This is a genomic window from Desulfomonilaceae bacterium, assembly GCA_041662605.1.
GTDB lineage: Bacteria > Desulfobacterota > Desulfomonilia > Desulfomonilales > Desulfomonilaceae > CAJBEZ01.
In genome coordinates this window covers 48,761-73,023 of record JBAZSD010000022.1, presented here as the reverse complement: position 1 = coordinate 73,023, position 24,263 = coordinate 48,761, and the positions used below count along the sequence as shown (strand labels likewise).

The following is a 24,263-nucleotide window of genomic DNA, read 5'->3' as shown; positions in this document are numbered from 1 at the left end:
CCTTAGCCTCTAATGCCATTGGGGCCTTTGTTCATCCGGATGATCAGGAAATGCTTGCGCAATACCACGCACGCCGGTTGCAAGGTGATGAATCCCACTATCAGTATCCTTTTAGATATATCCGCAAAGACGGAACAGTAGGTTGGCTGGAGATGAATTCATCCTTAATAATGTGGGAGGAGAGACCGGCGGGGCTGTGTCTTATGACGGGCATAACCGAACGCAAGCAGGCGGAGCAAGCGCTACACGACAGTCGGGATCTCTTAAGAGTTCTCGTAGACAGTCTACCAGTGGGGATCCTTTATGTGGATGCTGCAGAAAGGATAGTCTTCGCCAACAAGACCGCTGCGTCATGGTGGGGTATGCCTGGGTCAGATCCTTCCGGGCATGCGGTTGAGGAAATTTTTGGGGATCATTACCTTGGGATTCAGAGTCGCGTCAAAACGGCCCTGGCTGGACAAGAAGTGACTTGCGAAGAGCAAGTTGAATACAAGGATGGTATCACCAGAGATATCGTCGCTTCTTACATGACTCATATAGGTGTTGATGGTCAGGTGAAGGGGGTTGCCTGCCTAATTGAGAACATTTCAGAACTCAAGCAGGTGGAACGAGAATTACGGGAGAGTGAACAGCGGCTACAACTCGCTCTAAAGGGGGGAGCGCTTGGGTTGTGGGACTGGAACCTTAAGACCGGCAGCGCTGTTTTGAGCAAGCGGACTACACGAATGATCGGATATGAGAGAGATGAGTTGGATCCGCACGTTCGCACATGGAAAAGAGCAGTCCACCCGGACGATTGGGAACAGGTTTCAGAAGCTTTGAATGGGCACCTGTCAGGACAAATACCTTGTTTCGAGGCCGAATTTAGAATGCGGGGCAAGTCTAGCGAGTGGAAATGGTTTCAGGCCCGAGGCAAGGTGGTGGAATACGACAAAGAAGGCAAGCCTCAGAGGATCACTGGAACAATGCTTGATGTGACTCAAACCAGACGGGCCGCGGAGAAACTGAGGAAAACTCAGGAGAAATATCGCCATCTAATAGAAAACGCCTATGACATTGTGTACACCACAGACTCCAATGGGCGTTTCACCTTTGTAAACTCCGCTTTCGTACAACATGTTCGATATCCTATGGAAGAAGTCATAGGCAGGAATTACCTCGAATTTATTCCCGAGGAATACAGGGGGGATATCAGTAGATTCTATGGTCGTCAGTTTGTAAAGAAACTTCCCGATAGTTATTACGAATTTCCTTTTGTGACAAAAAATGGTGAAATAAGGTGGTACAGTCAAAAGACTCAACTCCTGACGGAAGACGACAGTATTGTTGGATTTCAGTCCATCGCCAGAGATATTACCGAACGCAAGCAGGTGGAGGAGGCCCTCAGACGGAGCGAGCAGAGATTTAGAGAACTTGCCGAGCTTCTACCGCAAACTGTGTATGAAATTGACACGACGGGAAAGTTCATTTTTATAAATTCCGCCGCACTAAAGCTCACGGGATACAGCTTGGAAGAGTTCCTCACTACATTAAATCCAGTTCAGTTGGTCATCGAGAAGGATCGGGAGAGAGTAGCTAACAATTTTAAGAAGATCATTATGGGGCAAGAAGTGGTTGTAGCCCCCTATACTGCATTGACAAAAGATGGGTCCACGGTTCCCATATTGGTTTACGCTGTTCCAATTTCTGAAAATAAGAAAATCGTCGGAATTAGAGGAGTCATAGTTGACATAAGCCCTCTTAAACAGGCTGAAGAGGAGAGAGAAAAACTAAAATCCCAGCTTTATCAATCCCAAAAGCTGGAGGCGCTTGGCACTTTGGTCGGCGGGATAGCCCACGATTTCAACAACATGCTCCAGAGTATCCTGGGATATTCTGAAATGCTCTTAATCGGCAAAAAAAAGAATGATCCGGATTACAACGATCTTCAAACTATCATTGAAACGGGCAAAGGAGCGGCTGAACTGATCAAGAAACTTTTGGCGTTTGGCCAACAAGCGCAGATCATTCCAGTCCGATTAGATCTCAATCAACAAATCACTCAAATTTGCCCGCTTATATCTCGAACTCTTCCACAGGTGGTTGAGGTTGAACTGGATTTGGCAGATGGCCTCGCTCCGATTCTCGCAGACCATAATCAAATAGATCAAGTTGTTATGAACCTTGCCATTAACGCCTCAGAGGCCATGCCAAACGGCGGTCGGCTCAAGATCGCAACAAGGACTGTCTCATTGGACGAGGAATATTGCAGGCGCCATCATGAAGTGCAACCTGGCGCCTATGCGATGCTCTCGGTAAAGGATAGCGGACGTGGAATGGATGAAGAAACGCTCACCAAGATATTTGATCCTTTCTTCTCCACAAAACAAAGAGGCGCAGCAAGAGGAACAGGCCTCGGTCTTGCCGTGGTACAAGGCATAGTGGAACAGCAAGGCGGTCACGTAACCTGTGAGAGTGAGCCAGGCATAGGAACAGAGTTTAGAATTTATTTCCCCGCCATCGACGCGCCTCTGACGACTGCGAAAACTGCTGTGCCAGTAGTTCAATCAGGAGGAACGGAAACAATCTTAGTGGTAGAGGATAGCAGTACGGTCGCTGAATTGGAGCAGCGGTTTCTGGCAAGCGATGGTTACACTGTCATTGTGGCTGCCAATGGGCAGGAAGCTCTTGATATTTATCAGACAAGAAAAAACGAGATATCACTGGTTATTCTGGACCTTCTCATGCCGGAGATGTCCGGGAGAGACTGCTTGATGGAACTCCTGAAGATTGACCCATCGGTTAAGGTGATCATAGCAAGCGGTTATTCTCCAGGTGATGAGTTACACAAAGAGATCAGTCCCTTTGTTAAGGGGTTTGTGCACAAGCCGTTTGCGATTTCTGAGCTACTGAACGAGGCGCGTTCAGTTATGGATAGCGACTAGAACGGATATTCCACATGAACGTACGAACAATTGTCCTGATATTGGCCCTGATTTCGCTGATGTCCACGGCCACAGGCGGGTATCTCTACTATCATGCCGCTCAAAAAGCCGCTCTCATAGAAACTGAAACGGAACTTATCCGAACAAGCAGTCATTTGAGGGACGAAATTGATGGACTAATCTCCGAGAATCAAAACCAGATTCGGGTTATGTCCCGGTTTGAACAGCTTCAGGAAGCCATACTGAACCAGGATCATGTGTCCATCGTTCAAGCCGACCGAGTACTGGACCATTTCGCAGGGGGTCTTTCCTACGACGTTTGTTATCTGATGGATGGCTCGGGGAAAACCATTGCATCCAGCAACCGTAATGCTAAGGACAGTTTTGTTGGGCGCAATTATGCGTTTCGTCCATACTTTGTTGATGCGATAAAAGGTAAACCAGGCACATACTTGGGTGTCGGGGTGACATCAGGGATGAGAGGAATTTATTTCAGCCATCCTGTTTATCTCCCAGAGGGCGGCCTTCCCATAGGCGTGGCGGTAATCAAGGCATCGACCCGAGACCTGGACAGGGTTCTCTCACGCAAGAGAATGGGAGTTGCCTTGCTGGTACACAGCAGTGGGATCATTTTCGCTTCCAGCGGTGAAAACTTGACTTTGAAGCTTTTGTGGAAAGCTTCGCCCGAGGAAGCGCTCAAAATAGCGGAAACACAGCAATTTGGAAAAGGACCATGGAATTGGTCCGGTCTGGAGGAAAAGACCGACAACCAGGTTGTGGACAGTTCCGGAGAAGCTTACCTAATCGAGGAGATCGGTCTTGGAAACCTCCCCGGATGGAGGATTGTTTATCTGTATAGCCTTGGTGCAATCTATGGAAAGATTTTTGATCCTTTGGTGGGGAAAACCGGCTATGTAGCTCTTTTACTATGTTTGCTGGTTGTGGGAGCAGTTATTTTCCTCTATGTGATGGCGCAAAAGGATATCCGCAGCCGAAAGCACGCCGAACAACGGCTTGAGAGTTCTGTTTCGCTCCTCTATTCAACGCTTGAGTCGACAGCCGATGGAATTCTGGTGGTGGACCGCAAAGGAAAGATCACTGCCTTTAATCAGCGATTTCTGACGATGTGGCGAATTCCTAAAGACATTATGGAGTCCAGGGATGATGACAGGGCTATAGCCATTGTCCTGGATCAGCTATCAGATCCTCAGGCCTTTCTTGAGAAGGTAAAATATTTGTATGGACGGCCGGAAGAAGAAAGCTTCGACCTGATCGAATTCAAGGACGGCAAAACCTTCGAGAGATACTCTCATCCGCAAAAGATAGCGGAGAGCGTTGTGGGGAGAGTGTGGAGCTTTAGTGATGTGACCGAACGCAAAATGTTTATGGACATCCTGAACATGGAGAAACAACGTTTTCAAAAACTGGCTGAAAATGTGCCTTTAGGCATGGTAATCATCCAGCCTGACGGATCATTTTCCTATGCAAATCCCAAGTTCAAGGAGATGTTTGGTTATGAATTGAGCGACGTGCCCAATGGTAGAGAGTGGTTCAGAAAAGTTTTTCCAGATCCTGGATATAGGCACGAGGCGATTTCGGTATGGATTCAGGATTTCAAGGATGTCGCCCAAGGAGAAACCAGACCCAGAGTTTTCTCAGTTATCACCAAGGACGGCATTGAAAAGACCATCCATTTTCGACCTATGAAGCTGGTTTCCGGCGAAGATCTAATGACGTGTGAAGACATAACGGATCGTAAGCGTGCTGAAGTGGAACTTCGACAGAGTGAAGAGCGGTATCGTTCTCTTGTGGAGGACAGTTTTGACGGGATATTTATCCAAAAGGGTCCCAAAATCATATTTGCGAATTCACGCCTCTACGAGATGCTGGGTTATTTTCCTGGAGAATTGGAAGGCATGGACCACTGGCTAGTCTATCATCCTGACTACCGGGAAATTACTCGCCGGCGGGCAATAGCTAGAATGAACGGCGAAGAGGTCACTCCTCGATACGAGGTCATGCTACAAAAAAAGGACGGGTTATCTTTTCTTGCGGAGATCAGCGCCCGACCAGTCCAAGTCGATGGACAGCTCGGCATCAAAGTCTGGATCAGGGATATTTCAGGACAAAGGAAATCAGAGGAGGCCCAAAGACGTATGGCGGCCGCCATTGAACAATCCATCGAGTCCGTTATGATCACGGATCGGAACGGGAAAATCCAGTACATCAATCCTGCATTTGAACACATATCAGGTTATCGGAAGGAAGAAGTTATTGGTAGGGATACCAGATTCCTGAAGAGTGACAGCCTCGACAGTTCCCACTACAAGGAACCGTTGGCGGCCATCCGGGCCGGTAAACCCTGGAAAGGAAGGCTTTTGAGTCAGAGAAAGGATGGCCAGATATTCTACGAGGACGTTGCGATTTCCCCTGTTCATGATTCCTCGGGCGAGATCGTAAACTTTGTAGATGTTGCCCACGATGTGACGGAGAATGTGGAATTACAGATGCAACTTCTCCAGGCTCAGAAGATGGAATCCCTGGGCACACTAGCTGGAGGTATTGCTCACGATTTTAACAACCTGCTCCAGGTAGTATTAGGATATTCCGAGTTCATGCTCCAACGTAAAAAGGAAGGGGAACCTGACTACGATGGTCTACAGAAGATATATCAGGCGGGAAAGCGAGGGGCTGATCTGGTTCAGAGCTTGCTGACTTTCAGCCGAAAGGTTGAAACAAAGTATGTTCCGGTCAATTTGAACCAGGAAATTATCCAGGTTCAACGCCTACTTTCTCGAACAATCCCAAAGACCATAAAAATCGATTTACATCTCAGCGGGGACCTGGAATCAATCAAAGCGGATCCATCTCAAGTAGGCCAAGTCTTGATGAACCTCGGGGTGAACGCGAGGGACGCAATGCCGAATGGTGGGATATTGACCATTGAAACCGCAAACGTGCGCTTAGACAAGGAATACTGCAGTTCACATGTTGACGCTAGGCCTGGGAATTACGTCTTGCTGACAATTTCGGATACCGGCCAGGGGATGGACAAGAAAACATTGTCTCACATATTTGAGCCGTTCTTCAGTACGAAGGAAAAGGGGAAGGGCACCGGTTTAGGGCTTGCTACAGTCTATGGAATAGTGAAACAGCATGACGGGCGCATAATGTGTTTCAGCGAGCCTGGACATGGGACCAGATTCAAGATTTACCTACCTGCAATTAAGGCGGAAGAAATCGCTGAAACCCCTCCAAACGAGTTAGCCATTCTGGGTGGGACGGAAACCATTTTGTTGGTGGACGACGATGACGTTGTCAGAGATTTAGGCGCGACACTCCTTGTTGATTTTGGTTACAAGGTCATAGCCGCCTCTAATGGAAAAGAGGCCTTGGAGATATACCAGAGGGACGGTGAGAGGATATCGCTGATCATCCTGGACCTGATCATGCCTGAGATGGATGGCACGAAGTGCCTGGCAGAGGTTCTTCGGCTCAATCCCAAAGCAAAGGTAATTATAGCCAGTGGTTATTCTGAGAGTGGCTCGGGTAGTGGCGCCATGGCCCGCGGAGCAAAGGGATACGTGCCGAAACCGTACAACATGAGACAACTCTTGACGACTATTCGCAGTGTACTCGACGACGATCTTCATGGACCAGTTGATACGGGGGATGGCTAAAAATTTTGGAGGGGCAGGCGCTGCGGGATTTGGAAAAATCCTCAGATCGCCAGCCGAACGCCGATCTCCACCACTTGATCAGGTGGAAGACCGAAAAACGAGCTGGCGTCTGTAGCGTTGCGGGACATGATAATGAAGAGGTTAGAGCGCCAGCGCGCCATACTACTTTTTTCCGCCATAACCAGGTTTTCACGCCCGATGTAAAAACTTGTTTTTTCCGGATCTATGTCCAAACCCTGCCCTCGCGCCAATGTCAGCACATTTTCAATCCGAGGTTCTTCCATAAAACCAAAGCGGGCCACAATGCGGTAAAATCCTCCAGGCAATTTTTCAGTCTGGACCTTTTCGAAATTAGGAACCCGGGGGACGTCCTCAACACGAAAATGCAGCAAAACGGTTGTTTTGTGTACGACATTGTTATGCCTGATGTTCTTTGCCAGCGCAACGGGAGTAACGTTTCGACTTCCGGTCAAGAAAACCGCATCAGCATCGATTTTGTTGGGAGGGTGGCTACCTAGGTCGACGACGAACTGATGAACCGGCGGCATGATTTTACGCAACTTACTGCCCACGATCCGGCGTCCGTTGGACCAGGTAATCATCAATGTGAAGAATATCGCTCCTATGGCTATAGGGAACCAGGCTCCATGAAAAATTTTGCCGATGTTTGCCGCAAAAAACGAGATGTCCACCAGCAAAAATAGCCCTGATAGCGACAATGCCCAAAGCAGAGGCCAACGCCATCGACGGCGGGCCACAAAATAAAACAGCGTCGTGGTAATGAGCATGGTCGACGTCACAGCTACCCCGTATGCGGCGGCAAGCTTGCTGGAAGACTGAAAACCGGCTACCAGTCCGACAGTGCAAACCATGAGCATCCAGTTGATCGGGGCCACATATACCTGGCCGATTTGAGTAGCGGAGGTATGCCGGATGTTCAAACGCGGCAGGTATCCCATTTGGATGGCCTGACGGGTCAGGGAAAAGGCGCTGCTGATGACCGCCTGGGAGGCGATGATTGTGGACAGGGTAGCCAACAACACTGTCGGGGCCATGGCCCACGAAGGCGCCATGGCATAGAACGGATGATGAGCGGCTTCCGGGCTAACCAGGAGAATGGCTCCCTGTCCGAAATAATTTAACACGAGCGCAGGGAAGACGATGGCAAACCAGGTAAGGCGAATTGGGAGTGTGCCAAAATGCCCCATATCAGCGTAGAGCGCTTCGGTTCCCGTGACTACCAAAAAGACGGCTCCCAAGACCAAAAACCCGTGCGCTTTGTTGCAAATCAGAAACTGGACGGCATGCCACGGGAAAATCGCGGATAGTACCTGTGGTGCGCCAGCCACCTGTACCGCTCCAGAAACAGCAAGGAAACAGAGCCAAACCAGAATCACAGGCCCGAAAAGTCTGCCTACGCCGGCTGTCCCGTGACTCTGGATCAGGAACAAGCCAAGAAGAATCGCAATGGTGATTGGGATAACATAGGGGCCAAATAGCGGGGTAACCATACCAATACCTTCTACAGCGCTCAAAACAGAAATAGCAGGAGTGATCATGCCGTCCCCATACAGCAGGCACGCCCCAAAGATGCCCAGTACGACAACGCTAAACCGGGGTCCGCTTTGGGAAGATTGATTTTGACCGCGGACCAACGCTGTTAAGGCAAGGACACCTCCTTCCCCGTGGTTGTCCGCCCGAAAAACGAATATCAAGTATTTCAAGCAGACAATCATTACAAGCGCCCAAAACATAAGAGACAAAATCCCCATCACATTGGCATGGTTCACGGGAATTCCGTATTCTCCGTGGAAACATTCCCGCATAGCATATATAGGACTGGTAGCGATATCGCCAAAGACCACGCCGAGCGCAAGCAATGACAGGCCAGCCAGACGCTTGTTTGTAGTGGCCTGAGAGTCATCATTTTGCGGCTTTTTTTGGGTCACTTTTATCGTCTCCTCCAGCGCGAACAATAATCCCCTGACTCTTGCCCTGTTTTGTCATCGTTTCTATATAAATGTTAATGCTGCTCCGCGATAGTCCCGCATTATAAAACCTGTTTTTTTATATAATTGATGCGGATGTATTGATAAAAACCCGCTGAACTATTACCTTGTAATTACTATATGTATACTTTCAACATTTCAAGGTGGTCTTAATGCAAGACAAGGGCAAGACTAAGGAACAACTTATCATTGAATTGAACGAAATGCGCCGTAAATTTGCTCAATTGCAATCAGACCATGTAAATGTTGCGGAACTTAAACGAACAGAAGAGGCGCTGAGGCAATCTGAACGGAATTATCGCGTGATTTTCGAAAGATCTCCTCTGGGCATGATACGTTTTAATTCCGATGGGATTGTGACCGACTGTAATCAAGCTTTTCTGAACGTCAGTGGCGCCACAAGAGATCAGGTTGTCGGCTTCAATATACTGGTTTCCCTGCGAAATGAGGATATCAAAAATGCGGTCCGATCCGCTCTTTCGGGAAACATAGGAAAGTATGTGGGCGAATATACATCTGTAACAGGAAATCTAACCGCATGGCTGGATGTCATTTATATTCCTATCACAAGCGAGGATGGCGCCGTTAACGGGGGGATCGGAATTGTTCAGGACATGACCGCCCGCAAGAAGACTGAGAAAGCTCTTTGGGAAAGTGAAGAGATGATGAACAGTATCCTGGCGGCCTCACCGGTAGGAATAGGCTTCACAGCCTTCAACAGGACTATGTTGTGGGCCAACCAGGCATGGTTGAACCTTTTTGGTTTTGAGGACAAGAAACAGTTTCTGGGGCAAAGCACAACAAGTTTGTACCCATCCACAGAAGAATTTGAACGTGTAAGAGACGCTATCTTCCCTTTTTTGGAAAATGGGCTGGTTGGCGAAACGGATGCCAGAATGATACGAAAAAATGGGGAAATTTTTGACGCTCATGTACGTTTAAGTCCGCTTGATCCCCTGGATCTGTCTAAGGGAGTAATTTCCGCCATAGAAGATATTTCTCCTCGAAAAAGAGCGGAGAAGGAAAAAGAAGACCTCCAAACCCAGCTTGCCCAATCGCAGAAGATGGAAGCCATCGGCACATTTGTGGGGGGGCTGGCCCATGACTTCAACAACATGCTCCAGATCATACTTGGTTACACCCAGTTGATCATGATGGAAAAGGGCGAAGATCACGAGGATTACCTGGACCTCATGTCAATAGAGAGAACAGTCAAGGACGGGGCCGAACTGGTTAACAAATTGCTCATGTTCGGCCGCGAAGCTCCGATTCGTCCGGTCCTTATGGACCTCAATCGTCAGATCAAAGAGTTGAAGGCTTTAATGTCCCGCACGATTCCCAAGATCGTTAACATCAAGTTCAACCTCACCGATGAACCAACTACGATCCATATGGATCCCACACAAATAGACCAGGCCATCATTAACCTTGCGCTAAACGCCTCGGAGGCCATGCCGGATGGTGGACGGCTCACAATTCAGACTGGAAAGGAAGTCCTGGATAGCGAATTTGTCCGGAACGTTCATGGGATGAAAGCAGGAGCGTATGTGACGCTGTCCGTGTCTGACACTGGCCGTGGAATGGACGCCGAAACTCTGGCAAGGATATTTGAACCATTCTTCACTTCAAAAGAAAAAAGCTCCACAAGAGGCGCGGGGTTGGGTCTCTCAGTGGTACAGGGCATTGTCGAACAGCACGGCGGTTATATAACCTGTGAGAGCGAACTTGGTAAGGGGACTGAGATCAAATTGTATTTCCCTGCTGTTGAGGCGCCTCGAAAGTCAGGGAAAAAGACCAGGCCGAAATCCCTGCCTGAGCAAATCGGGACCATACTAGTCGTTGATGATGAACTTTCAATTGTCGATCAGGCCCGGCGGTTTCTCTCAAACGCCGGATATAATGTTATCACCGCGACCAACGGCAAAGAGGCCCTTGAGATATATCGAAACAGACAAGAGGAGATATCACTGGTGATTTTGGACCTGCTAATGCCGGTTATGTCGGGTAACGAATGCCTGCAAGAACTGATTAAAATCAACCCGTCAGTCAACGCTATGATTTCCAGCGGCTTTTCTCCCGACAGTCTTCTCGACGAAGAAATAAAGCGTTTGGCTAAGGGGTTTGTCCATAAACCTTATGAAGTGTCACGACTTCTTTGGGCTATCGAATCCGCTTTGAACCGTAATTAGCCACATTCTCTAGATAGGGATTTAAAATAGTTTGAAGTGTCGATGAGTTTTCCGTCTTTCACTGATCGCCTTCCGCTACTGGGCGCCGATGGCAGGCATACCATGAATGAAGGAACAAAAACCGAGTTCAGGCTGGTGATGGCATCCTGCTCAGTCGTAGTGGGAATAGGCTTTCTGGGGATGCTTGGTTGGTTACTCGGGCAGCGTAACTTGACAAGTTTCGGTCCAGACTTTATCCCAATGGCCCCATCCACGGCCATGTCTTTCATCCTGCTCGGCGGTTCAATACTCTCAAGCGTTCAGCGTTCTTCAAGAAAATCTAACAGGATTTTTGGGACAACTGCGTTACTTGTTGTAGGGTCTTTCTGTTTACTTGAAATAGCTCAGTTTTTTGGTGTTGGCGCAAGTTTTGACATCGAGGGAACGCTGCTGCCGAACCTCGGCGCTTTCGGCCATGTCCTTGCCGGTAGGATGTCTCCTATTACTGCGGTGTGTTTTGTTTTTGCCTCAGGGGCCTCAGGTTTGTTAACGCCTTCGGGTTCATACAGGGACTTGGCTCGAAGCGCGGCTTCTATAATAGGCTGGATCCTGGCGGTAGCCAACATTATGTTTGTACTCGGCTATCTTTACGGCGCCCCTTTACTTTATGGAGGGACCATTATTCCAGTAGCGTTGTCTACTGCCCTGGCTTTTGAATTCGTGGCGGTCGCGATAATTATTGGGAGCGGTACAGATAAAATACCGCTCAAAATGTTCATAGGAAACTCTGCCCGCTCGATTTTACTCCGAACCTTTGTCCCGCTCAGTATTTTGTTTGTTATGGGGTTCGACGTATTTTTAAGCTACTCCAGGTCATATATTGACATTGACCCAGCGTTGCTGTCGGCTGCGTCGACTAGCATGGCAGTGGTGATTACCGCAACATTCGTCTTTCTCATCGCCCAAAAAATCGGTAGCGAGCTGGATCGAGCCGAAAACGACCTGAGAGAGAGTGAAGAACGATTTCGAGCCATATTTGAACAGGCGGCCGTGGGAGTTGCGCAGGTTGACTCACGGACCGGTCGCTTCATAAGAATCAACCATCGATACTGTGACATGGTAGGTTATACGGTAGATGAGATGAGTAACCTCACGTTCCAAGCCCTTACTCCCCCGGAAGACCTCGATGATAGCCTGGACAATATGGACCTTTTGATCCAGGGAAAAATCAGAGAATTTTCGGTGCGGAAGCGTTACTTCCACAAAAACGGCTCAATTGTGTGGGCCCATCTAACTGTGTCGCCCATGTGGGCTGTAGGCGCCAAACCAGACTATCATATTGCGGTAGTCCAGGATATAACCGATCTCAAACTGGCCGAGCAAGAGGGCGAAGAGATCAAGCGGCAACTTCTTCAGGCCCAGAAGATGGAGGCGATTGGAACGCTTGCAAGCGGCATAGCTCACGACTTTAACAACCTGCTACAGGTAGTGTTGGGATATTCCGAAATGCTTCTGGCGATGAAAAATGAAGGGGATCCCGACTATCCCGATATATACAAGATTTATGAGGCGGGCAAGAAAGGAGCGGATCTAGCGCAGGGTTTGCTTGTTTTTAGCCGTAAGTCCGAACCGAAACTTTGTCCATGTGACTTGAACCATGAGATAATTCAGGTTCGGGGTTTTCTGTCTCGAACAATTCCAAAGATTATCAATATTGATCTGCAGCTTAGTGAGAATCTTGATCCGATCCAGGCGGACCCGTCTCAAATGGTCCAGGTCCTGATGAATCTTGCTGTCAATGCTCGAGACGCCATGCCGGATGGTGGAACTTTGACGATTGAAACAGCAAACATAGAATTGACAGAGGAGTATTGCAGGATCCATCTCGGAGTCAAACCGGGACCCCACGTGCTGCTTACAGTTGCGGACAGTGGCGTGGGGATGGACGAACAAACGCTTGAGCGCATTTATGAGCCCTTTTTTAGCACTAAAGAAGTTGGGAAAGGCACCGGCCTGGGCCTTTCGACGGTTTATGGGATCATCAAGAAGCATAATGGTCATTTACGGTGCTACAGCGAATTGGGACACGGAACCACTTTCAAGATTTACTTCCCCACAGTCGAGACCAACAAATGTGTAGAGACTAAAGAAACTGAAGCGGCAGCGACCGTGGGGACAGAGAAGATTCTCCTGGTTGACGATGACGACGCAGTCAGGGAATTAGGCGCAAGACTTCTTAAAGACGCCGGCTACACGGTTTTTACTGTCAGTAATGGGAAAGAAGCCCTGGAAATGTACGCAAATGGCGGCGAAGAAATTGCGCTGGTGATTTTGGACCTTATTATGCCTGAAATGGACGGCAGACTGTGCCTGGCTGAACTTTTGCGGTTGGATCCAAAAGGGAAGGTCCTTATAGCCAGCGGCTTTTCTCAGACTGGCCTGGTTCATGAAGTCCTGGATCTGGGAGCCGGTGGATTCGTAGAAAAGCCTTATGATAAGGGACAATTGTTAAACTCTGTCCGAAAAGTTCTGGATGGTGATTGGAAACAGGCGACCGCAAAGCAATGTAATGGCGTCTGAGATTAACTTTAACCGCTCAGATCACGTGGATCTTTTCTCCCTCGATTCGTATCATGCCCAGTTCTTCCATCTCCTCCAGATGCAGATCAACCATCCGCTCTTCAAACAGTGGTAATATATCACGGGCATATTTATGATGCCCGTAAATCGGAGCGGATTTGATTATGTCTGACCTTGACAGGCCTCTGTCAAGCATTGTTTTGATGAGTTGGTTCCTCCGGTCCATTACACCCTCATATTTGTCTATCCGCATACTCACGTCCTTAAATATGGGAAGTCGATGGCCGGAGGCGATGATTCCGGGCTTGAGGTCCCGAACTTTTTGAATCGCCGACCTGAAATCCTTCAGGCTGGATTCCAGGTTTCCATACCACGGGCCAAAAGGCGTAAGATCAATGTCAAAGGTAAGCAGAACCTCACTGTTCAATTCCAGGAAACAGAAATGATCCATGGTATGACCGGGTGTATGAATGGCCTGAAGTTTAACATGGCCAAAATCAAAAACCTGACCGTCGTCAAAGAAATCCGTCGGCTCCCGGTCCTCAAAACCCATGGTCTTTTTTATCCAGCGTCTCCACCATTGCGCCTGCGTTTCGTTTGGGAAAAACCTTCTCGATAAAGGCTCCAGTCTGCCATGAGTTTCAGCCCCCATCCGAGGAACATGGAGAGCCGCGTCCGGAAACAGGTAATTACCGGCTGAGTGGTCCGGGTGGCCATGAGAGTTAATTATTATATCGATTTTATACGCTTCTTTTATCTCAGCGAGGAGTTCGATACCACAACCCGTGTCGATCAAGGCAGAAATCTCGTCCCGGACCAGGAACGAATGGGACATAGGGAATCGTCCCCTGTGTTTTTCCACAATGATGAAAAGGTTATCAGTCAACTGGGAGGTTTCTAACGCCATTCATTCTCTCCGCAATATGGGTCCGGCCGCAAAAGTGTTTTCCCGAGGAAAGGTAACAGTATGTTAAATGAACTTAACGGCAGACTCCTGTAAGGGGCTTTTGAAAAAAACCGCTATGTCACAGGAGACACAATTGCCGCATCGATGCAGAATATCATTATTGACGCTAACATTACAACGAGCTGTGTTTTTCATGATCCATCATCAATACGCCGTAGCCTGAAGCGGCGCCCAAATTCCGAGTAAATATGTGATCCATCGCATATTGGTTCGGCGTAGCCTGCGACTAGACAGGGTATTATTGGAGGAACGAGGTTAAAACCTTTTCTGTGACCTGCGCTGTTTCTCAAGGATTGTTTGTTTCACCCACGTCGTACCACTCGGCGAGCGCAGATGCGTAAGTTGGATCCAAATTCTCGAAAAGATAGACGCTGTAAAGCTGTTATGGAGACGCCAGAAGAGTTACGGGTATCATCGAATTTCCGTTCGCTATCATGGCGAAATGGTCATAGTATAATTGGCCACGCTGGCTTGGGATAGTTGACACGTAGGAACGGGTGTGGCGGGACACGCGGGCGTGTGGTTTTCCCCGGCCATTGGTGTGCAAGCCAATGGAGGGGGTGCGCAATTGCAGCCGGTCCATCCCCAGCCGAAAACGCCGGGATTGTTTGAATTGCCTGTTCCTCCGCTGACGGTGATCTCTTGCCCGGAGACGGGGGTAACCTTCATGGGCAAATTGAAGCCGTTGACCAGACTAATGTCATAAGTGTCCTGTAGACCTCCCCATTGACACCAGTTGTCAGCGAGGGTCCACTCAGCTTGTGTAACAGCGCAGCCGGTCCACGGGACTGCATCGGCGGAAATTGCGAAGCTTACTTTCTTTCTGACTTTACTCTCAAAGGTTACCACCAGGTAGGGCGCTGGATTATTTGCAGCAACAGTGGTGGTTAGTATTAAAGGATTGGAAGTAGTTGTCCAACCAGGAAAATCAGTGGCCAAGTTGTAACCACCCGTGTCACCAACGAGGAACCCCATATAAAGCGTAACGTTGGTATTCCGTTGGTTTATGATAGTGATAGTCTGGGTAGGACATAACGTCGCAGGGTTTGTGCATGGTGGAGGGTCTGAAGAAAGAAGGGCTATCTGCGCCGTCTGAGTGGTTCGTCGCCAGTTCCTGTTCACCTTCGCTTCGGTGAGCCGTGTCATTTCCCGAGGGCTTTGGAACACCGGCTTGGGCATTACTAACGGACTCTTGCCAGCCACGAGGTTCTCCAACTGCAAGCCCATATTCATGAAAGCGGCTACTGACTGGTAGACCTGATTAGTGTTGTCATAGCCGACATCATATTTAGCCACGAACATACCATCCCGGGACTTGAGTTCAGCGCCTGCGTAATAGCCGTATACGTCGGAATCCATATCAAACTTATAACCAGTGACGCTCAATCGCAGATCAGGTCCGCCGCCGTATAATTCATGGGAGTAACCAACCTGAAAATCGAAGTTTGAATTACCGAAGCCGTCTTCGCCCGTCGTCGGGGGCACGTAACCGAGGTTGTTGAGTGATGACGCGTCAAGCGCCTGTCCATACCAATTGAAATTCAGATCAATGGCGTCATGCCCTGAAACCATAGCCGCCATCTCCGCACCTGCGCTTCCGGATGAATACCAGACACCAGTCAGCTTCGTGGTGTCGAAAAAGGAATGCAACCCGACCATGGTGTGATTGCCTAACATCCTCCGATATCCACCACCAAGACAAAGATCAACACTGTTGTTTGGGGACCCGGGTTGGGCGATCGAGAAACTTTGGAGTTCTCCATGCGCCTCCCCGTAAACTGTGGAGTCAGCTCCAATCCTGAAAGGAAGCAAATAGTCAACAGAAGCTGTCCCAACCCGCAACTGTGGCCCAAATGTATAATTGTATCCAAGTTGAAGATTAGAAATTTTTGGTAAGATACCCTGAAACATGCCGCTGGATATTGAAATGCTGTCGCTGCCTCTCGGTCCCAATAAGGAGCTTCCAGGCAATCCCAATGGATTAGATGGGGTCAAATCAGGGGTCACTGACGGCCCATTCCTCCTTACAACGTCGGCTGAGCTGTATGGTGTCTGCTGAATGCCCTGTGATACAGCCAATAGAGGAGTGAAACTCACAACGAAAGACGCTAGAATAAAAACCCTGAAAAGTCTCTTCATGACGAGCCTCCAGCGAAGGACGACAGGAAACGATATCAGCTTCACCACATGGTGATGACTAAGTTCATACCTCTCCACTAATGAGTCATAAGACATTATGAGACTAGAAGTATTTATGCATAGTATATCAGTAATATTAACATATTAATTACATATTATCAACTAAAACATTAATAATTGTAATCTCTCCTTCAAGCTTTACCCGAACACAGTCTGGTAGTTATACTCCAATGGAAACGGCGAGGTTGCATCACAGCGACATTGATTTTCTTGTTCAATTCAAACCGGATCACATTCCCGGCCTACTCGAAATCGTTGGAATGGAACAGTAGCTTTCCCAAATGTTTGGTGGAAGAAAAATAGATCCTCGGGCACCGAGGACCTTAGCCGATATTTCAGGGCCGAGATCATTGATAGAGCCGTGTCTCAATATGAAGTCTCATGACCTCGTCAGAATGAAACACATGATTGAAGCGGCGGATGAGGCCATGAGTTTTGCTCAGGGTAAGAACCGAGGCGACTTGAATAAAGACAGGATGATTACTATGGCGCTCATGCGGGAGATAGAAGTTGTTGGCGAAGCCGCATCGAAGATATCAGAAGATTTTAAGTTCATCCATCCTGATAGTCCTTGAGCGCTCATAATCGGAATGTTTCGGTCTTCTAACAGGGCGCTGCCGTAATTGTCGACCAGAATGTCGCCCTAGTTCTGAATAGCGGCTTTTAGAATGACAAAATTTCGCTGTCGATAATAGGTTCGAATTTCAGCCGGCAATTTTCGATGACATCAAGTCCCGCAGCGATACCGTGCGTAAAAGGACCTGCCTGGTTGATGATGGGCTGAAGTAACGGCAATCCCCTTCAATTCAGCGACGTCTTCAACTGAAAAAAACAGGCGGTCTTTAAGATTTGACCATACGTCCGACATCATCAGGACTACATCCTTATCATTTATGATAAGGATATGTGTCTATCTGGGCCGTCAATAGGAAAATTTAAAGTTTGTCCTTAGTTTGGCTCCAAAGAACATATATCAGCCCGACGCAGTCCACTCAAGTCGCTGGCGTGCCGGTAACATCTTCAATCGCCAGCAGTACTAAAAGGCCCTTACCCGACGATTGCGATATTCGTCGTCCGTTAAGCAGCATTTTTCTGTGGCCGATGATCGGAAAGTCGTGATTGACCTCAACCTTTTCAAAGGTTGTGTTATGCGTCAAAATATTGTCCAGCAATTCCCGTAACGACGGAATGTCCCACTGACGTTCGCCGATTTCATAGAAATGCCGGCCAACAGTGTCTTGTGAAATAACATGGAAAGCGCTGTAAAAGGACCGGTTGGCCGAGACAACCTCCAGCCTGTCATCCATTATGACTAGAGGTTGAGTTATTGTGTCAACTATACATTCCGAATATTCGCGAGCCGACTGAGCCGCTTCCTGCGCCTGTTTTATACCGGTAATATCCGTGAACGTAAGCACCACCCCTTCGATTACATTATCGAGTGTCCTATAAGGCAATATCCTTGCGAGATACCACGTGTGATCGATAGTCCTGACTTCCTTTACTATGGGCGCTAGTGAATCCAGAACCGTTTGAGCATCGGCAACCAGGTCTTCTCCGTCGACATTTGACTTGATGTCGGATAACTGGCGACGAGAGTCTGTCGGGACCAGGCGGTACAGTGCCGTGGCTTCCCGGGTGAAACGTTTTATGGCAAGGCTGTCATCGAGAAAGATAGTACCGATATTCGTATTGTCGAGAAGGTTCTTCATGTCATTCTGCATCCCGGCCAGTTGTTCTATTTTGGCCTGCAATTCGGAATTGACAGTTATCAACTCTTCATTGACCGATTGAAGTTCTTCCTTTGAGGTTTCGAGTTCTTCGTTGGTGGATTGCAATTCTTCATTGGTGGACTGAAGCTCTTCGTTGGCTGACTTGAGTTCCTCGTTTGCGGTTTGAAGCTCCTCTATGGACGCTTGAAGGTTCTCTTTCGTATAGAGAAGTTCCTGTTCGAGTTCCTCCGCCCGTTTAGACTCTCCAGATTTTGCCGACGGCCTAGCCCTGGATCGTTTCCCCTTTGTCTGAGGTTCTACCTCCTCGAATGACACGATCAAGTATCCCATAGGCGACCCTTGGTCAGCTAATGGTCTTACAGTGACGTTCACACCCTGGACGCCGCCATTGGTCTTTACCGGAACAGCGGCGCAGGTTAGCTGTTTTTTTTGTGTAGCCGCAGTCAGGATAGCTGTCCTCAGTTGCAACTGAAGCCCTTCTCGGGCCATTTCTACAACATTAAGGCTCGCCTGACCTGGCGCAGGCCGTAGGTATTTACCGGTATCGCCATTGACAAACAGAATGTTACCCTTCTCGTCGGTTATCACAGAGGGTGGGGCGTAATACTGGAGCAGAGCCTTTCGGGAGAGTTCAGCGAAGTCAATATCCTTGGCTTTTTTCAGTGTCTCATTCAACCCGGAGCGGGGTTGGTCGTGAGTCCAGGACAGCCCTTCTCTCATAACTCTGACGCCGGAGTTGATCGATTCTCTCGCCACATAGAACTTCCATTTCTTGTTGACCGGCGCAAAGATATCAGGATGGTTTCCGATGCTTTCCGAAGGGCTTAGGAACAGGAATCCTCCTGGCTTTAGGGCATAATGAAATGTGGGGATAAGCCGGTTTTGAAGTTCGGGCTCAAGGTATATGAGCAGGTTCCTGCAACTAACGAGATCTAGTTTGGTAAAAGGAGGGTCTTTGATCACATTCTGGATAGCAAAGACGATCATTCCGCGGATTTCCTTTTTCACACGGTAGCCAGCCTCTTCCTTTACGAAAAACCTTTTTAATCTTTCAGGGGAAACATCTATCGATATATTGGGGGGATAGGAGCCGGCCCGCGCCACAGCGATGGCGTCATCATCAATATCTGTGCTATATATCTGGACTTTGAATTCCTGCTTTGATTCATCCATGTATTCCCTGAAGGTCATTGCGATAGAATATGCCTCTTCTCCTGTTGCGCATCCTGCTACCCAGATCCTGAACACAAAATTCTCCGATTTGTGGTCGAAGAGTTTGGGGAGAATGTCCGCCTTTAGGGTTGCAAACGCCTCAGGCTCCCTGAAAAAACTCGTCACGTTTATGAGAAGTTCCTTGAAGAGGAGGCTAACTTCTTCCGCATGCTCCTGAAGGTAACGAGCATAGACGCTTGTGTCATCGATGCCATGCACGGTCATCCGTCGTTCTATTCGGCGTCTGATGGTGTTCTGTTTGTATAATGAGAAGTCATGGCCTGTCCTGGTTCTCAGTACCGCCACAATCTTGTTGAGAGCGTTTGTAACAGGAGGCGCATAAGGTTCTGGTTTAATCCCTTTTTTGAAAAGTGTCTTCACATAGGTCGTCAACTGCTCCGGCACCTTTTCAACAGGTAAAACGTATGTGGCCAGACCACTATGTACTGCGCTGGCCGGCATTCCGTCATATTTTGCGGTGGTCGGGTCCTGCACGAAAGAGACACCGCCTGCCCCATGAATGGTCCGTAGCCCGAGGGTGCCGTCAGTGCCACTGCCTGAGAGAACCACGCAAATCGCCCTTTCTCCCTGGTCCTCGGCGAGTGAGCGAAAGAAAGAATCTATTAGCATCCGTTGGCCGCGAGCCCCTTCGAGGGCGCTGACATTGAGAACACCATGAAATATTGTCATGTCACGGTTTGGCGGGATGACATAGACATGGTTAGGAAGCGTCGGCGTCTGGTCCTGAGCCTCCTCAACCGGCATCGAGGTGATGCGCTGAAGGATTTCGGTAAGCATGCTGGCATGATTAGGATCAAGGTGGGATACCAACACAAAAGCCATTCCACTATCTGGCGGCATGAAACGAAAGAATTGCTCAAACGCTTCGAGCCCGCCTGCCGAAGCCCCAATCCCTATTATTGGGAAGCTGGCGTCCCGCTGGTCTTTCCCCTTTGAATCCAGGGACGCTTTAGACTTTTTGTCACTGATCTTTTTGATGGGCATGATGTTCTCCCAGGCGCCGCGGGCGGTCCAGATTCTTGTCGCCAAACCGTCTATGGCAGGAACGCCGATACTTTTCAAGTTATTCATTGGCAATATCAGTCTATTAACGCAAAAAGCCCGATGCTATAGACTGTTACAAAGGTCCTATTTACACAATATCTTTGAGCGAATAGCCGGCGCTTCGACCGCCGGGGGTGTCTCTCGTTAATACATCTCGCCGAATAAGATCATCTATATCGCGAAGAGCCGTATCCTGGGAGCATTTTCCAAGTTTCGCCCATTTGGAAGATGTGAGCTTGCCTTGAAAACCGTCAATTAGCTGATTTAGAACGATGCGCTGTCGGACATTGAAACTTTCGCCCGAATGCGTTTCCCAAAAATGGGCCTTCTTAAGCACGGCCCCTAAAGTTATTTCAGCGCCATCCAGGGCAGCGTCAAGACAACCAACAAACCATTCCAGCCAGTTCGTGATGTCGAGATCACCCTTTTGGGCCGCTTCAAGGACATCGTAATATGCGCTTCGTTCCCTTCGGATTTGAGCGGACATGCTATAAAAGCGCTGAGAACTTTTTTCCGAACATGCGAGCGTCTGATCGGTAATTGCCCTGGCAATCCGCCCGTTTCCATCGTCAAAAGGATGGATGGTAACAAACCAAAGATGAGCCACTCCAGCCTTAAGCAACATTTCCACACCTGTCTCAGAGTTGTACCATTCAAGAAAGGTCTCTATTTCCTTCTTGACACGCTTTGCTGGAGGAGCCTGGAAGCGTGTAGCCGTTCTCGGCCGAAGGGCCCAGAGATGACTTGCATAGGACCTGGCTATTCGCCGCAGCCGCAATAGTTCAGTTTGCAAAGGGCGTCCCAGTCCAGATTCAAATCCCGGCAGGCGGAAATGAAAATCGCCTCCCTGTTAATCTTCGTCAATAATCTTCCGGATCTTTTCAAAAAGTTGGGGTATGTCAAACGGCTTACCGATAAAATCCTTGGCTCCTGCGTCCTTCAATTCCTCTGCCACCCCCTGCCTGGTTTCTCCTGTGACAATAAGGACCCTAACATTCGGGTCCATGTTCCGTAATTCTTGAAGACAGTGTTTCCCATCGATCCCCGGCATTATGAGATCCAGGATAACCAGTCTAATTGCTTCATGATGTTTTTCATAAAGCCCTAAGGCGTCTTTCCCATTTGAAGCGGCAATGACAACGTAATTGGCTTCCGCCAATATTCGAGAGGCCAGTTCGGTGATATTCGGCTCATCGTCAACTATAAGTACGGTCTCTCCATGTCCCTTGGGCGGCTCTTTTTTCTCGGAATATTGTTCTTCCGGAACTTCTTCTGTTGCGGGAAAGTAGATCTTGAATGTAGCGCCTTCGGACGGTTGACTATTACAAATGATCTTACCGCCATGCTTTTCTACTATGCCGTAAACAACGGAGAGACCAAGTCCTGTTCCTTTGCCCTCTGCTTTGGTCGTGAAAAACGGTTCAAAAATATGCTTTACTGTCTCGTGGTCCATGCCTTTCCCGGTATCAGTCATTGAGAGCAGAACGTATCGGCCAGGCTTTGTGTTAGGGTAGGGGCGGCAGAACTCTTCATCCAGTATCGTGTTTTGAGTTTGTATCGTTAGCTTCCCACCGTCCGGCATGGAATCTCTCGCATTTACCGCAAGGTTCATTAATATCTGGTCAATTTGAGAAGGGGAGGCGTTAATGGTCCAAAGGTCATCGGGCATAACGAGGTCGATGTCTATCATCCTGGGCATGACTGGAGCTATCATAGTGTGAAGCTGCGCAACAAGTTTATTAAGGTTTAATGGTTCAAGCCTGACGCTCGTTTTTCTACTGAACACCATCATCCCTTTAATCAGTTGAGCGCTACTATCAACGGTTTGCTTTATAACTCCCAGGTCCATTTTTACCGACGCCGGCAGATCTTTGTTGAAAGAAATCAAGTCCACGTAACCTGCAATGACCTGGAGCTTGTTGTTGAAGTCATGAGCAAAACCACCCGCTAGAGTTCCTATGGCTTCCATCTTCTGGGCCTGGAATAGCTGTTCCTGAAGCTCAATATGTTTAGTTACATCGTGTTTCACACTCACGAAGTTCGTCAGGTTCCCTGACTTATCGTAAACTGGCGAGATGGTGGCGTCTTCATGGTATTCAGTCCCATCTTTTCTCTTGTTAATAAACCTCCCTGTCCATACTTTTCCAGCGTTAATGGTCTCCCACATATTCCTGTAAAAATTCTCGTCATGTTTATCACTCTTGAAAATATCGGGAGTCTGCCCGAGAAGTTCATGGCGACTATATCCACTGATGGTCTCTTCAGAGGGGTTAGCGTATTGAATTATCCCCGTAGCGTCAGTTATGAGTACACCCTCTGCAGCCTGCTCAACAGCTTTGACCAGCAGCTTCTCCTGCTCACTGAGCCGCATGTATTCAGTGATGTCCTGCGCTAATTCCACGACACCTATTAGATTTCCTCTATCATCGAATACCGGTTCTCCCCTTTCATTCCAAATCCGCCCGTCCGGTGTGGTCATAATTGTTTCTTCAGATTGTTTCGTCTTAAAAGCCTTCATTGTTGGGCAGTTTTCACAAGGACGCTCGGGGTTAGCCCACAATGAGTGACAGGTAGCGCCAATCATTTCTTCCGGCGATTTTCCAACCGATTCCGCAGAGATTTTGTTGGCCCACTGTATTTCGAGCTTGTCGTTTACGAATGCGATATTAGTGGTGATCCCATTTAGAATGGCGGATTTCTGAACTTCACTTAATTGTAGCGCCTCCTCTGCCGACTTGCGCTCGGAAATATCCGTTAAGAAAACAACTGTGGCGGGTTTCTTTTCCCATGTGATCATTCCTGAATCAATTTCAACAAATTTCTGAACGCCGTCCCTGGCTAAAATCCTTATTGGGTAACGGCTTGGAAGGATCTCACCTTTTAGCCGCCGGTAATGTCGGCTGAGAACTGTTTCTCTATCATCGGGATGGATGAAATTGGTGAAAGGGGTATCTAGTAACTCTGACTCAGAATATCCAATTATTTCCAAAGCCCTGGGATTGACAAACCTTAACATTCCGTCCTGAGCGACGAGTATTCCTTCCATAGCCCCATCCGCCAACATCCGATACTTTTGTTCAGATTCTTCGAGGGCCTTCTGAACCTGACGATGGGCCAGTTGGCCTGAAAGAAGGGTGCCCAGGAGTACAGTAGCCAGGGGGTATATGACAAGGACAGGAAAACTTATGCTCAAGATCACTTTTTGAACATGCTGTCCAGGGAGAGAGATCGTCCATAGAATCATAGCGATGTGGACGACCAGGCCAAAAATTAACAATTCTATCCAGCCAATCTCTGCTAGACGATTTCTACGTTGATACCTCCAAAGTATACCTATAACGCCTGATGTCAGGATGACACCTAATCCCATCCACATCCCAGCCCCACCGACGTAGACTCGAAAAACCCCGATAATTGCAATTGCGATAACGGTGGGAACCGCCCCGAAAAACAAACCTCCGAGGCTCAAGATAATGGATCTGGTATCGAAAATTATTCCGTCGCCAAACGACCACCGGTTCATTATGATGGCGACGCCTATAGCTCCTAAAGCCACTCCGGTAAAAATACGAGTCCACAACTTACTCGACGGTTTCATTCGCAAGACAAGATCGAGCAAGACTCCCAGGGCGACTAACAGAGCGGCGTTATTTATTAATCCCATTACTGGGCTCATTTTAATGCTCGCGCCTCATGTTTGGTAGCACCTGCGATGGTTTTCTCAGT

At 48.4% G+C, this 24,263-nt stretch carries 11 protein-coding genes; 5 read left to right on the top strand and 6 right to left on the bottom strand.

From position 1 onward, the window contains the following. Positions 1–2,924 (top strand): PAS domain S-box protein (locus WC647_15325; GenBank protein ID MFA6223680.1); only part of this gene is annotated, 2,924 nt, incomplete at its 5' end. A gap of 14 nt (positions 2,925–2,938) precedes the next feature. Continuing rightward, the gene (locus WC647_15320; protein MFA6223679.1) at positions 2,939–6,604 is read left to right on the top strand and encodes a PAS domain S-box protein; all 3,666 of its coding nucleotides are present in this window, start codon (positions 2,939–2,941) and stop codon (positions 6,602–6,604) included. Positions 6,605–6,645: 41 nt separating this feature from the next. Here WC647_15320 and WC647_15315 read toward each other — a convergent pair whose 3' ends face one another. Continuing rightward, positions 6,646–8,553, bottom strand: a complete 1,908-nt coding sequence (locus tag WC647_15315) for a potassium transporter Kup (GenBank protein MFA6223678.1) — start codon at positions 8,551–8,553, stop codon at positions 6,646–6,648. Positions 8,554–8,765: 212 nt separating this feature from the next. Between WC647_15315 and WC647_15310 the strand changes: the two genes are divergently transcribed. After that, positions 8,766–10,802: a PAS domain S-box protein gene (locus WC647_15310; protein ID MFA6223677.1), complete on the top strand. Its 2,037-nt coding sequence runs from the start codon at positions 8,766–8,768 to the stop codon at positions 10,800–10,802. Between the two features lie 42 nt (positions 10,803–10,844). Beyond that, positions 10,845–13,361, top strand: coding sequence for a PAS domain S-box protein (locus WC647_15305; GenBank protein MFA6223676.1), 2,517 nt, complete (start codon positions 10,845–10,847; stop codon positions 13,359–13,361). A 16-nt stretch (positions 13,362–13,377) separates the two neighbouring features. Here the strand turns inward: WC647_15305 and WC647_15300 are convergent, their stop codons facing one another. Further along, positions 13,378–14,268: an MBL fold metallo-hydrolase gene (locus WC647_15300; GenBank protein MFA6223675.1), complete on the bottom strand. Its 891-nt coding sequence runs from the start codon at positions 14,266–14,268 to the stop codon at positions 13,378–13,380. Positions 14,269–14,760: 492 nt separating this feature from the next. Further along, positions 14,761–16,467, bottom strand: a complete 1,707-nt coding sequence (locus WC647_15295) for a thaumatin family protein (GenBank protein ID MFA6223674.1) — start codon at positions 16,465–16,467, stop codon at positions 14,761–14,763. A 431-nt stretch (positions 16,468–16,898) separates the two neighbouring features. Here WC647_15295 and WC647_15290 point away from each other — a divergent pair, with 431 nt between their 5' ends. Beyond that, complete coding sequence (locus WC647_15290; GenBank protein MFA6223673.1) at positions 16,899–17,102, top strand: HepT-like ribonuclease domain-containing protein; 204 nt, start codon at positions 16,899–16,901, stop codon at positions 17,100–17,102. A 417-nt stretch (positions 17,103–17,519) separates the two neighbouring features. Here the strand turns inward: WC647_15290 and WC647_15285 are convergent, their stop codons facing one another. From WC647_15285 to WC647_15275, 3 genes are all read right to left on the bottom strand, one after another. Further along, positions 17,520–20,564 (bottom strand): chemotaxis protein CheB, encoded by a 3,045-nt coding sequence (locus tag WC647_15285; GenBank protein MFA6223672.1) that lies wholly within the window; start codon positions 20,562–20,564, stop codon positions 17,520–17,522. A 61-nt stretch (positions 20,565–20,625) separates the two neighbouring features. Next, the gene (locus tag WC647_15280) at positions 20,626–21,330 is read right to left on the bottom strand and encodes a Fic family protein (protein ID MFA6223671.1); all 705 of its coding nucleotides are present in this window, start codon (positions 21,328–21,330) and stop codon (positions 20,626–20,628) included. Between the two features lie 57 nt (positions 21,331–21,387). Continuing rightward, the gene (locus WC647_15275; protein ID MFA6223670.1) at positions 21,388–24,201 is read right to left on the bottom strand and encodes a PAS domain S-box protein; all 2,814 of its coding nucleotides are present in this window, start codon (positions 24,199–24,201) and stop codon (positions 21,388–21,390) included. Positions 24,202–24,263 lie beyond the last annotated feature (62 nt).